The 12,117-nt window shown below is 57.6% G+C and carries 14 protein-coding genes and 1 pseudogene; 7 read left to right on the plus strand and 8 right to left on the minus strand.

Features of this window, described 5'->3' with window-relative positions:
• Positions 1–234 (minus strand): annotated as a pseudogene (locus K2Y42_RS00005) (hypothetical protein); the annotation flags it as partial.
• Positions 235–408: 174 nt separating this feature from the next.
• On the opposite strand from K2Y42_RS00005, the gene K2Y42_RS00010 reads away from it, so the two are divergent.
• On the plus strand, positions 409–603 hold the full coding sequence (locus K2Y42_RS00010; protein ID WP_291147095.1) for a hypothetical protein: 195 nt from the start codon (positions 409–411) through the stop codon (positions 601–603).
• Positions 604–638: 35 nt separating this feature from the next.
• Here the strand turns inward: K2Y42_RS00010 and K2Y42_RS00015 are convergent, their stop codons facing one another.
• A complete protein-coding gene (locus tag K2Y42_RS00015) occupies positions 639–1,109 on the minus strand; it encodes a YcgN family cysteine cluster protein (RefSeq protein WP_291147067.1) in 471 nt (156 codons plus the stop codon).
• A gap of 225 nt (positions 1,110–1,334) precedes the next feature.
• On the opposite strand from K2Y42_RS00015, the gene K2Y42_RS00020 reads away from it, so the two are divergent.
• The 3 genes from K2Y42_RS00020 (at position 1,335) to K2Y42_RS00030 (ending at position 4,788) form a co-directional block, all read left to right on the plus strand.
• Complete coding sequence (locus tag K2Y42_RS00020; RefSeq protein ID WP_291147096.1) at positions 1,335–3,551, plus strand: PBP1A family penicillin-binding protein; 2,217 nt, start codon at positions 1,335–1,337, stop codon at positions 3,549–3,551.
• Between the two features lie 68 nt (positions 3,552–3,619).
• A complete protein-coding gene (locus tag K2Y42_RS00025) occupies positions 3,620–4,198 on the plus strand; it encodes a DUF1214 domain-containing protein (RefSeq protein WP_291147068.1) in 579 nt (192 codons plus the stop codon).
• Between the two features lie 53 nt (positions 4,199–4,251).
• A complete protein-coding gene (locus K2Y42_RS00030; RefSeq protein ID WP_291147074.1) occupies positions 4,252–4,788 on the plus strand; it encodes a hypothetical protein in 537 nt (178 codons plus the stop codon).
• Here the strand turns inward: K2Y42_RS00030 and K2Y42_RS00035 are convergent.
• The gene (locus K2Y42_RS00035; RefSeq protein ID WP_291147075.1) at positions 4,785–5,108 is read right to left on the minus strand and encodes a hypothetical protein; all 324 of its coding nucleotides are present in this window, start codon (positions 5,106–5,108) and stop codon (positions 4,785–4,787) included. The genes K2Y42_RS00030 and K2Y42_RS00035 overlap by 4 nt on opposite strands.
• A 127-nt stretch (positions 5,109–5,235) precedes the next feature.
• Here K2Y42_RS00035 and K2Y42_RS00040 point away from each other — a divergent pair, with 127 nt between their 5' ends.
• Entirely contained in the window at positions 5,236–6,390 is a 1,155-nt protein-coding gene (locus K2Y42_RS00040) for a DUF2336 domain-containing protein (RefSeq protein WP_291147079.1), read from the plus strand.
• A 3-nt stretch (positions 6,391–6,393) separates the two neighbouring features.
• Here K2Y42_RS00040 and K2Y42_RS00045 read toward each other — a convergent pair whose 3' ends face one another.
• The 3 genes from K2Y42_RS00045 to K2Y42_RS00055 all read right to left on the minus strand — a co-directional run bounded on the left by K2Y42_RS00045 (position 6,394) and on the right by K2Y42_RS00055 (position 9,166).
• Positions 6,394–6,738: a DUF1491 family protein gene (locus tag K2Y42_RS00045; protein ID WP_291147081.1), complete on the minus strand. Its 345-nt coding sequence runs from the start codon at positions 6,736–6,738 to the stop codon at positions 6,394–6,396.
• Positions 6,739–7,188: a peptidoglycan-binding domain-containing protein gene (locus K2Y42_RS00050; protein WP_291147082.1), complete on the minus strand. Its 450-nt coding sequence runs from the start codon at positions 7,186–7,188 to the stop codon at positions 6,739–6,741.
• 151 nt (positions 7,189–7,339) lie between these two features.
• Entirely contained in the window at positions 7,340–9,166 is a 1,827-nt protein-coding gene (locus tag K2Y42_RS00055; RefSeq protein ID WP_291147083.1) for a PAS domain-containing sensor histidine kinase, read from the minus strand.
• A gap of 319 nt (positions 9,167–9,485) precedes the next feature.
• Between K2Y42_RS00055 and K2Y42_RS00060 the strand changes: the two genes are divergently transcribed.
• On the plus strand, positions 9,486–9,782 hold the full coding sequence (locus tag K2Y42_RS00060; RefSeq protein ID WP_291147091.1) for a hypothetical protein: 297 nt from the start codon (positions 9,486–9,488) through the stop codon (positions 9,780–9,782).
• Positions 9,783–9,863: 81 nt separating this feature from the next.
• Positions 9,864–10,301 (plus strand): SufE family protein, encoded by a 438-nt coding sequence (locus K2Y42_RS00065; RefSeq protein ID WP_291147093.1) that lies wholly within the window; start codon positions 9,864–9,866, stop codon positions 10,299–10,301.
• Here the strand turns inward: K2Y42_RS00065 and K2Y42_RS00070 are convergent.
• Together K2Y42_RS00070 and K2Y42_RS00075 are read right to left on the minus strand one after the other, a co-directional pair.
• Positions 10,298–11,122 carry a DUF6456 domain-containing protein gene (locus tag K2Y42_RS00070; RefSeq protein ID WP_291147094.1) on the minus strand — a complete coding sequence of 275 codons (825 nt, stop codon included), beginning with the start codon at positions 11,120–11,122 and terminating at the stop codon, positions 10,298–10,300. The genes K2Y42_RS00065 and K2Y42_RS00070 overlap by 4 nt on opposite strands.
• 284 nt (positions 11,123–11,406) lie before the next feature.
• The gene (locus K2Y42_RS00075) at positions 11,407–11,823 is read right to left on the minus strand and encodes a MucR family transcriptional regulator (RefSeq protein WP_291147097.1); all 417 of its coding nucleotides are present in this window, start codon (positions 11,821–11,823) and stop codon (positions 11,407–11,409) included.
• Positions 11,824–12,117: the final 294 nt, after the last annotated feature.

Raw genomic sequence — 12,117 nt, forward strand, 5'->3', positions numbered from 1 at the left:
GCGCTCCTGCAAAGCGTCGAAGAAGTATTTGCTCCATCGGTTGACTTCAAAAGCCAGCAGCATGTTCGCGAGGAGCCCCACGACAAAGGCGAAGGTCAGTGAATAGGCGGTACGACGCGTTGGGCCCTTCCAGAAACCGGAAGCAAGCGCAACGAAATGCAAAATGAGGTTGCGAGTGTGCGCCGGACGAGCCACCGGACCTTCACCTTCCTGTCCATCAAGCTGCAGGGTCACAAATTTCTCTTTCTCACCGCAAGGGGATTGGCCGTCAAAAGCTCGGCTTCAGCTGCTGTCGCAGTACGGCACTCATTCAGAGTTGCTTCGTGAACCACACCCAACCCATTCCGGCGATGATTGGAATCAAGGCGCGCGGATATGACCTTTGCGCCTCATTCCCGTGAGGATGGTATGGTAGTTATTGAAAAGCATAACGAATTCGATTCGAGGACAAGCGTGACGAGGAATAATCTTCTCTATCTGCTCATCGGAGCCCTTGCGGTAGTGGGCGCAGTTTTAGGGTACCAGCTCTATCAGGAGAAAAAGCAGCCTGAAGGGGTGCAGATCAATCTCGGTCGCGACGGGCTGACGATCGAGAAGAAATAGCGCCATCCAGTCGTTTCGATGCACGAAGGCTGCTGTCATGCGCCTTTCGGTGTTTTGCCCGGCCAGGCGACGATGAACTCCGGCAGATCCTCGACATCGACGTCAATTTCGCTCGCGGCCACCTTCGCCTGCACCGAGACCTTGGCTTTGTGAACGGTGGCTGGCGTTCCGGACACCAGGGGGTGCCACCATTTCAGGTCCTCCCCGTCGGCCACAAGGCGGTAAGCGCATGTGGGAGGCAACCACTTAATCGATCGAACCAGTGCAGGCGTGAGCTTGACGCAATCGGGCACATACCGCTTGCGCCGGACATAGTCCTTACAACGGCAGGTCTGTCCGTCCAGAAGCTTGCAACCCACATTGGTGAAATGGATGTCGCCGGTGTCTTCATCCTCGAGCTTGACCAGACAACACCGCCCACAGCCGTCGCACAGGCTTTCCCATTCGGAATTCGTTAGGTCTTCCAGTTTCTTCTTCCAAAATGGACCGGGCGAATCATTTGTCATGGGGGCTCTGCGGTTCGGACCCTACACCTACGTTGCGGACCATGGGGCACAGACCCCGGCCATTAACCGACCCGTGGCGTTCGTCGAAAAGGCACTTGCGCTCCGGAGAGCCCGGCGTCAAGAAGGTTTACGAAGGATAAAGCCTTCAAGACGAAGGCAGGAGACCGACCAGGCGTGTTCGAAGACTTCGCCAAATCAAGTTTGGGTCGCCGCCTTTCACGGGCGATGCTGGCGCTCGATTCATTTGTCGATTCTTCTCTGTTTTCAGGCAGTCAGGCCGCACGGGCCCGCTACGATGATTTCGCAGCCTTTATGGATCGACTTCACGTCGGTGGGTGGCGACGCGGGGGTGTCGAACTTGCCTGCGAGGGCCTCACACTTGGGCTTGCTGGCTCCATTCTGGCCCTTGCGCTGGCGATCCCGGCTTTCCGTGAGACGTCGGACGACTGGCTTAAGAAGCAGGATCTGGCAGTTACATTCCTGGACCGTACCGGGCAGGAAGTCGGGCGCCGCGGCATTCGGCATGACGATTCCGTCCCACTCGATCAATTTCCAGATCATTTGATCCAGGCCGTGTTGGCTACCGAAGACCGTCGGTTTTATGAACATTACGGGATAGATCCGATCGGTACATTGCGCGCCCTCACGGTGAACGCGCGCTCCAGCGGCGTGGTCCAAGGCGGCTCAACAGTTTCCCAGCAGCTGGCGAAGAATCTTTTCCTAACAAACGAACGCACCTTGGAGCGAAAGGTCAAAGAGGCGTTCCTGGCTGTCTGGCTGGAATTTCACCTCCCTAAACGCGAAATCCTGAAGCTTTATCTTGACCGCGCCTATATGGGAGGCGGAACGTTTGGCATTCAGGCGGCGGCGGAGTTTTACTTCGATAAGAACGTTCGTGATCTGACGCTTGCCGAGTCCGCGATGTTGGCCGGCTTGTTCAAGGCGCCCACCAAGTTTGCGCCACATATCAATTTGCCGGCGGCGCGCGCGCGCGCCAGCGACGTCCTACAGAATATGGTGGCGTCCGGCCTGCTGACCGAAGGTCAGATCTACGCAGCTCGGCGAAACCCGGCGACGCCGGTTGACCGGCGTCGTGAAAGCAGTCCCGACTGGTATCTTGACTGGGCCTATGACGAAATCAGCAAGCTCGCGGAAGCCGGAAAACTGGGCTCGGACCGGGTGCTTACCGTTCGCACAGCACTCGACACAAACATTCAGAAGCGCGCAGACGCGGCGATCGAGGACGCCTTGCGCCAGTATGGTAACCAGTATCGCGCCAAGCAGGGCGCCGCCGTGGTTCTTGAGCCAAACGGCGCAGTGCGCGCTATCGTGGGCGGGCGCGATTACGGTGCAAGTCAGTTCAATCGAGCCACCGACGCGCTACGTCAGCCAGGATCGTCGTTCAAGCCGTTCGTCTATTTGGCGGCGCTTATGACGGACAAGTTCAACGCCAATAGTTCGGTTGACGGTTCAGGCATTTGTCTGGGGAACTGGTGTCCTCAAAATTATGGCGGCGCGTCTGCTGGGCGTATGCCGATGGTCGTCGCGCTGCAGAAATCATTAAATACGGTTGCCGTCCGCCTGTCGGTCCAGATAGGCCAGGCATACTGGAAAGATAAGGGCGCCAACCAGTGGAACTTCGCTAAACTGGGCCGGCAAAAAATCATTGAAACCGCGCACCTCATGGGCGTCACCACGCCCCTTCCCGACACCGTGTCGCTCCCACTCGGAGCGGGCGACGTAAAAGTCATCGATATGGCGGCCAGCTATGCGGTTCTCGCCAATGGAGGACGCAAAGCTAAACCTTACGCGGCGATCGAAATTCGCAACTCCCGCGATCAGGTGATTTATCGCCGGGACCAAGATGGCTCGCCGTCTCCACAGATTCTTCCTGCCCATAAAGTCGCAGAAATGAACAATATGATGAAGGAAGTGATCAGCGCCGGCACTGCCCGGGCGGCGCAACTGCCGGGGGTGACTGTAGCGGGCAAAACTGGCACCACGAATGCCTATCGCGACGCATGGTTTGGCGGCTACACAGGCAATTACGTTGGAACGATCTGGTTCGGCAATGACGATTCCACGTCCATGAACAACATGACCGGAGGTTCGCTGCCTGCTCGCACGTGGCACGATATCATGGCCTACGCGCACCAAGGAATTGAGCTGAAAAACCCCTATGGGGTCGGCGCCGTAGCTCCGACGATCGCCAGCGCGGGTTCGACCACGCGTGGAGATCTCGGCGCGCCGCAGCGGCCTGCGACGCTGTCGCGTAAGTCAGCTGAGACGCTTGGCTCGATCGAGACGATGTTCAGCACCGCCGAGCAGAGTGTAGGACGACAAGTGAACAGCGGAACGTCCTACTCGATCATTCCAGACGTCACTGGCACAACAGCGAAGAAACGGGTCCGCTCCGCAGATGGGCGCACCCTTTTTGAGTGACTTTCGTACGAGTAAGCTCCCCCCACTATAAGTGAGATTTGCTTTTTCGTTGTGGAGCTACGTCGACCTTGGGCAACCTCTTCAAAGTATTCGCTACTGCGATCTCGGGGGCTGCACTTGGGCTCCTGGCCACTTCGATCAGCTTAGATCGCGGTTTCTTTTTCGACGCAGTGCACGCTGGGCCATGGACCGGCTGGCCCAGGGCGGCAGCAGCTGATTCCGACCCTTATGCAAAGGCTGTCATATCCCGGACGGGTGAAATGCCACTAGGTCCGGCTGAAGGACTTAGTTTTATCGCCCGCATCGACAGTGGCGGGCGCAAGCTCGATGCACGCTGCGACTACCTCATCTCAGGTCAGATGCCCAACGCGCGCTTTTGGACTTTAAGCATCCTGAATTCTGACGGCTATATCGTGGAGCATGCGACGCGGCGGTATGGCTTTACATCGGGCGAGCTTCTGCGCGACGGAGGTCATGGTTTTTCCATCTTACTTTCGCGCTCGGCCCGTCCGGGCAATTGGCTCCCCATCGCGAGCGATCAATCGTTCGTCCTGATGCTGCGGCTCTATGACAGCGCCAACAGCGCCAACGCTTTTTCGCTTGAGTCCAGCGAACTGCCGAACATTACTCGGGAGCGCTGCGCTTGAAGACCCGGAGGCAGATTGGATTTGTCCCGCGTCTCTTCCTTTGGGGGCTCGCGATGCTGTCTGTTGCGGGAATCGTGCACGTTGCATCGATTTTGATCATGCCGAGGCTTGCGACGCGCGATGCCTTTGCTCGCATCAGCGTTTTGGCGCCGGCGAATAAGATGACACTGATAGACGCCACGACTTCCGCCATGAGCGTTGCGCCATTCGAGGACCCCTCCATGGCGCTCGGCGCATGCAGGTTCGATCTCTCCGCAGGTCCGCTCAGGATTCGCGCCAGCCTGCCGCCCGAACGATTATTGCTGATGTCTTTTCACGGAAGGTTTGGCCAACTCTTCTACGCCATGAATGACCGCGGCGCGACGCGAGGACGGCTGGAGGTCGTGGTCGCCACACGCGACCAATTGGAAGAAATCGAGGGTCGTGACAGTGACGACGAGCCACCGCAGGAACTGCGGCTCCTGTCCCCAACTCCAGAGGGCTTTTTCATCGCCCGGGCTCTGGCCGAACGTCCAAGCCTCAAAAGCGAGGCGCAGACCCGCATCATGTCTATAAGCTGCCAGACCGAAATCCGCGCTCCAGGCAACTAGGCTTGGCGCTTGCGGCCACGTCCGATGTCTTTCGGAGTCATGGTTTTTGACCTGTGACCACACGAGACTTTCGACTGTTGATTTAGATCCGCTCCCTTGGCCGCCCCCTTGGGGCGCGCAACGCGTTTTCCGATTGCCGCAGCCTTGCGTTTAGAGGCGGACGATAGCCTTGCGTCAGCTTCACCCAAAGAATCAATGGCATGCCGCTCGTACCGCACACCGGTGAAAAACAGGATCTTTGCGTTGCCTGTCGTCGAGGGGGCAGGCGTCATCGCCGCCTTGCTCGCCGCCCGTCTGAATACCAGGATGTTGCTGCTCATGGTCGCCTCCAATGACCCGTTAAAAAGACGCAACGCGATCAGTTACGATGCATTAGGAGTTTCCGAAGGTTAATGTTGCGTCAACATCTTGGCGCTATCATCGCAGCAGTTTCAGAGTGTGTCCGCGATGCGTCCCTTCGCCCAACAGTCCTATCCACTCAAGGAGCTTGCCGCGCGCGCCATGAGCGACAACGGGAGCACGCGACCTGTTTTGCTTCGCGTCCTGACCGACTTGTTCGTTATGCGTTCGTCACACAGCCACGACGAGGTTAGGCAGTTCGAGGAGATTGCCATGCGGGTCGTTGAGGATGCCGGTGAGGCTGAACTGCTTCATGTAGCTCGGGCGCTTTGCCGTCATCCGGACGCGCCCACGGAAGTCTTGGAACAGGTTGTCGCTCACGGCGGACCCGCCGCCTGCCTGTTATTAGCTGAGTGCCGCAAGCTATCCACCATGTGCATCACGACGGCAGCAAGCGTCGGCGGTCCGGACTGTGCTGCGGCAGTTGCATCACGCATGGACTTGGACCGCGCCTTAGTGAAGGCGCTGGCGGCCCGCCCTGAGCTTGAAGTTTCGCGGGCTCTCGCGCGCAATGATGCTGCGCCACTGGAACGCGACATCATCGTGTCCTTGATAGGCCGCGGCCGAAATGATGCAGAACTAGCTCAAATTCTTTGCGCCCGATGGGCATACAAGCCTGAAGCGGCGCCGCTTTTTCTGCAAGCGACCTCGCGTCAGCGTGCATTGATGCTTGCAGGTTTGAAGCGCCAGATGCGCGAAGCAGAGCAAATTTCCGTTTTCATGGAGCCTCGCGCCACAGCGGCGACCCGGCGTATTGAAGCAGCGGCGCTTGCACAGGATCGCGAGGGCTTCGTTCAGGGGCTGTCGCATGCGCTTGAACTAGACCGCAATCTCACCGTGGCTATTTTGGAAGATCCCGAAGGGGAGCCCCTTGCGATCGCGCTGCGGGCCATCGGCGTAAGTCCGGAAGTGGCTACACGCATTCTTCTTTTTGTTGATCCAGTGATTTCCCACTCATTTGGCAAGGTGTCGAGGCTAACTCAGCTCGTCGCCACAACGTCGCTCGATGTCGCCCAGATCGTCATTCAAGCCATGCGAGGCTCGGCGCCGGAGACCAGTCGAGCAAGTCATATGCCGATTTTCGACCAGACAGCGCGTCCCGCGCCGTCACGTCATCTGGCCGAAACCGCGTTACCGGGCCAGGCGCCAAGAGTTGGTGGTCGCGCGGAGGCTTTGGCGCAGCGGCTGAACATCCGCCATTAAGACCTAGTCAGCAAGATCGAGGAAGCACCGGCCTCTTCGGTCTTCCACTTCGACGATCCATAAATCCGGATCAAAGGCCATCTCTCGTCGAAGACGTTCTTCCGAGCTCTTCGGATCGACCCAAGGCTGCGCATGCATCCTTGCCCAAAGCCGGTCGACGCCGTGGCGGGCGCCCAATTCGCTTTGCGGCGCCGGGCCATAAAGCGCGGTCTGTCCATCCAGCTTGTCTACCAGAACAAAAATTGCTCCTGCCTCAGCAGCGCCGCGCTTGCGTAAAACGGCGGTAGCGCCTTCAACCGCACATCTGCGCAAATACCCGGATACCCAGATGTCGGCTCGAAGATGCATCTACTGGACCAACGCGCCCGTTTGAGCCGCAAGCTCGCGCAATGTACGAGGCGTCAGCTCGCCAGTGACGGGAAGCTTCCGTGCTTGCTCGAACTTCTCGATAGCCTGCCTTGTCGATACCCCCATAACACCGTCGGCCTTGATTGGATGGCCGAGCAATATCAATGCGCGCTGCGCCGCCTGAATTGTGCGCGCCGTGTCAGGTGAATTCACGATAGAAGTCTTGAGCAAACCGCCAATCTGATCCTTTGCAGGCTCTATGGCTACGCGTGCCAGCTGGTTTTGAGAGCCTGAAAAGTCAACGGGTCGGGGCGGCGGAATAGGTATGTCCACCTGCGGTGCAGATTTTTGACTTGGGGATGCGATCCGCTTGGCGACGGGCGTGCCAAAAATTGGCGCTGGATGACGCGCCGTTTGAAAGAACAGCGCATTCGCTCCAATGCCGGCCAAGACCAGGACGCATACCACTCCTCCGATCGTACGCCCCGGGTTTCGCACGAGGGATAAATGCCAGCGCGAACGGTGAGGCCGTGAGTTGAAGCCCATCGGATGGCGTGTGCCGGAGCTGTGTGCATGCGCGGCATTGTCATTGAGGAGAGCTTCACGCAATTTTTTTCACCGTCAGAAAGGCCGGAGCGGTAGACGCCGTGGCGCGTGTGATGACTTCTATCTTTGCCGTCGAATGAGGCGGACCCACGCGCCGGCAATTCAGTGGCAGTCGAACTGTTACACAGGTCCCTTTGCCCGGTTCGCTTTCCAATGAGATGGTGCCGCCGTGCAAACCTACCAGACCCTTCACAACGGAAAGTCCAAGACCAGTCCCTTCGTATGGCCTGTCATAGGAGGAGCGCGCTTGAAAAAACGGGTCGCCCAATCGTGGTAGATCAGATGGCGTAATTCCAATGCCGGTATCGGAAACATAGAAGGAAAGCGAGTTTCCTTCAGGTCGCACACCAATCGTAACCTTGCCGCCAGGCGGGGTAAACTTTACTGCGTTCGAGAGAAGGTTGAGCAGAATCTGCTTGCAGGCGCGCTTGTCCGCCACAAGCTCATCGACCGATGCAGGGCAAATCTGGAGGATTTGCACATTTGCTTCCTCGGCTTTGAGGCGGACCATATCGCAGCAAGACTCAATGAGCGGCGCGACAGGAAACGGCTCCGCCAGAACCTCGAAGCTGCCAGCGTCGATCTTCGACATGTCGAGGATCGAATTTACAACCGAGAGAAGGTGTTGGCCAGATGTGTGAATAATACCGGCATATTCACGACGCTTGCCTTCATCACGCGGGGCCAGCTGATCATTGCCCAGCATTTCCGAGAAGCCAATGATCGCATTTAACGGGGTACGTAATTCATGGCTAACGTTGGCGAGGAAGCGATCCTTCCAACCCTGCGTACGTTCGGATTCGATGCGTGAGTTCTCTAGAATACGCTGAGCCTCGATGCGATCGGATACATTCCTCACCACAGCGATGACGCGCGCGGCATCAGGCTCCGCCGCACGCGCTTCTAAAATCATCTGACGGGCCCGAATTTCGACCCACACGAAGACAGGTTCTTCGAAAGAACCCAGCTCGCTCGCGACACTCGATGTGCGTAGCCTGACGGTCGAAACAGACGTCTGCCCGCCAGCCGCTGCATCGGCAATCGCTCTCAGAAAAATCGGACGATCGGCGACCTGAATTCGCTCAAAGAATCCCCTGCCCATGAGGTCACGCCCGGTGATCCCGACCAATGTCGCGCTCTCTTTGCCCGTCGACAACACAGCGCCAGACCGATCGAACCGAAGAACGAGGTCCCCCAAAGCCTCCGATAAAGTAGCGTAACGAGCTGCATCGGCGACTTCGCTCAGACGCCGCATTTCGCTGACCCGCAGCCAGCAACCTGCCAGGCCCAAGGCGTAAAGCACCGCCACAGATGAAAAAATCAAATCCAGATCGGCTTCGGAGCCGGCCGGGTCGATAATTCCGTAACGCCCCGCGGCCGCCATCAGGACTGCTACGAGGAGTGCGCAAATCGCCGACCCGGCGATGAGACCGCTCGAAAGGGATAGGGCAGCTTCCAGCGGAGCGAGAACAAGCCAAACCATAGCGGCGCTAGACCCCGCGCCGGCTCCGAGGCTGATTGTCACCGACAGCCCCATCAGTCCTATGATGCAGACCATATGACCAACATCGATACGCCCTGACCGAGACACGACCACGACCGCCACGAGCGGCATCATTGCAAATGTGAAGGCGAGCGACTGCCAAGCCGGAGGGGCGCCGTTGATTGCTAGGCAAAGCGGCGCGACTGACGCGGCGATCAAGGCTAGCGCCAACCGCGTCCCGATGAACATTGCGTGGCGGGCTTCTTCCAGCACACACCCGCGAACGCTTTCATGCACAAGCGCCTGGATGCGTTTTTCCAAACTCGACAATTGACTCACGACGCGCTCACTCCGGACAACGAGCGGCTTCTCGCCTGCGTTGCCTTGCCGACTACACAGTCGCAGGGTGGCATTAAGTGAACGCTAAGCGCGGATGCCTATCCGGCGCCTGAAGTAGCAATTTCGCGAGGTCAAACGCTTATAGGCGCTGAAAGAGCGGGACATGGTTTAGTTTTCGTTGCAGCCCGGGCCATCATGGTGAACCAGTCCTGAAATCACGCGCTCAAAGTCATCCGGTTATTTTGACCTGCATTTGATCCAGGGCCGGTACGTTCGGATTGCGCCGCGTATTGCGGTCGCCGTCGCTCTGGTGCATCGCATGTTCTTTCTGATCCGCTGCGCGTTCTGGCTCACCATCGTTTTTTCGTCTCTTCCCTGGAATGAGCACGCTGTGCGCTCAGATCTGGCGAAAGGGGCTGATCTGGCCAGGGAGTCAGCGACAGATAAGTTGCATTCTCTTTGTCTGACGGATCCGGCCGCCTGCGCTCGCCATGCGGCGATGGTCGGCAAAGCCCTTGGCGTGAGCGCGTCATCGAATTCTCTGCTTCCAAGCGACCTTACGCCGGCGTGGAAAGGCAGGCCCCAACCGACTGCAATGCATCGCGCGCAAAATTAAGTCTGGCGCAGCCGCCCGGCAGCCCCATATAGACGTGTAATCCGCTCCTTGAGCGGAGGCTTGCCGGATGAAAATATCGACATGGCTGAGAACATTGACGACATCATCGCGAATTTCGAACTGCTGGACGATTGGGACGACCGCTATCGTTATCTGATCGAATTAGGGCGCAACCTCGAAACCCTCGATGCTGACGCGCATACTGAGGCCAACAAGGTTCGCGGCTGCGCGAGTCAAGTTTGGCTTCAAACAAATATTAACCGCGAACTTGGCAGTCCTGTGCTCAATTTCAAGGGTGACAGCGACGCGCATATTGTACGCGGTCTCGTCTATCTCATTCTGCAAGTCTACTCTGGCCGAAACGCCTCGGAAATTCTCGATACCGACGTGCGAGATCTATTCGACCGCCTGGGACTTGACGCGCACTTGACGCCACAGCGGTCGAACGGCGTGCGAGCAATGGTCGAACGGATCAAATCTGACGCCCGCGACGCGGCGACAAGCGCCAAGTCTGATTAAATCATAGGCTTGTAATCCTGCGCTCCCCAGTGTCGGGATTTGCTCCTGGCATGACCGAGCGCCGTAGCGCTCAAGCCATAATGACGGGCCAAGCTGGTCAGCCCCATTTTGAGTACAATTCGGGCGGTTCGACGCGGCCAACACCGCTCGCGTTCTATTTGCTCGAGACCTTTCAGAAAGCCGCAAACATCCATAAGGATGCCGGAAAATTCGGGTCCAACTGCGCGCATGGCATGCGAAACGCGCTGCGAGGCTGCCAGAACGAGATCGCTGACATGTTCGCGCGACGGGCGGGCGCCTAACTGACGCGGCATGGCGTCCCAACGAGAGGTCAAAGTCGGAAGGATTTGCGCTTGCGTTATGTCACGACGAAGTTGTTCGCCAGCCTGTAGTTCTAAGGGCGAAAGAAGAGGCTCACCATCCTTACTGCGCCGCTTGGAGAGCCAAACCAGCGAACTTTCCGCATTGTCCACGAGGGGGCGGCAGCCTTCGAAGCGCGTTGTTTCTTCCGCCGGCTTCAGATCGCCTTGCAGCGCCCGCGCTGTCTCCAGATTTCCCCTAGCCAGATCCGCCTTGCGGTTCCCCTCAGCAGTCAGAGAGAGGTACGTGTCGGCTGGATCGGCGCCTGTCCAAACAGCAAGCCCGCTGTTTACAAGAGCTTCCCCTGCGGCGCTGGTGAACCGGCCGGCCTCTATTGAGACGTTGCGACGGCGACGCACCGCCAAGAGTTCCGGCTCCCTGCCGTTGGTATATTGAAGCTTTGCATAGGACCCCTTCACACTCAGGGTCATCAGCAATTGAAGCGAGTTTTGCGGGATCAACAGCTTTCTCCATAAAGAAGCATCCCCACATCATGATAGGTTTTTTTTCTTAATCAATCATTTTATGTGTTATGAGAGCGTGCCCAAGGCGAAAACCGGGCGACCATGTCCATGCCGATGCCTGCATCGACACAAAATGACAGGTCGACGCCGGTAGTGCGAAACGCGCGACGGGCGCCGACGATATCGGAGCGATTACATTCTGGCGGCACCAAGAAGGATGACGCTGGCTAACCCAGGCGCGGCAGGTTGGTACAGCGCTGTCGCCTGAGTGACCGCGATCGCTACTTTTTGCGGCGACGTTGTTGCCCGAGCCCCATCTGTTTCGCGAGCTGCGAGCGGGCCTTGGCATAGTTGGGCGCCACCATTGGGTAGTCAGCCGGCAACCCCCACTTTTCGCGATATTCTTCGGGAGACATATTATACTGCGTACGGAGATGACGCTTCAATGACTTGAATTTCTTCCCATCCTCGAGACAAATTATGAAGTCGCTCGTGACAGACTTCTTGGCGGGAACCGCCGGCTTCAACGTCTCGATGGCTACGGGCATAGCCCCGGATGTCACTCGGACCAGAGCCGCGTGCACGTCACCAATCAACATGGCGAGCTCACTTGCCGGAACCGAGTTATTGCTTACGTAAGCAGAGACGATGTCTGCGGCGAGTTCGATAAAGCGGCTCTCAATCTCGTTGTCGCTCATATGTGACCATGCCTTTTTCAATGCCGCGCAGAATTGGCCAACCAGGATCATGACGGGTGAAGTGTGCTTCGTTCGCCATAGAGATGATCTACGCTGGATTCTTCTTTAAGTTACAGGCAAAAAAAATGCGTCGCAAGCGTATATGCTTTTCCATCGAGCAAATGCCTGTAGTGACGATGCGATTTCCTACCTCCTGCCTAGACATTCCATGTCAACACTTTAAGCAGATGGCTTTCTTGTAGATCCTGTATCTGACAAACACACCGATGGAACAGCCAAAACTGTACCGATACA

The sequence above is a fragment of the Hyphomicrobium sp. genome, from assembly GCF_019744875.1.
GTDB lineage: Bacteria > Pseudomonadota > Alphaproteobacteria > Rhizobiales > Hyphomicrobiaceae > Hyphomicrobium_C.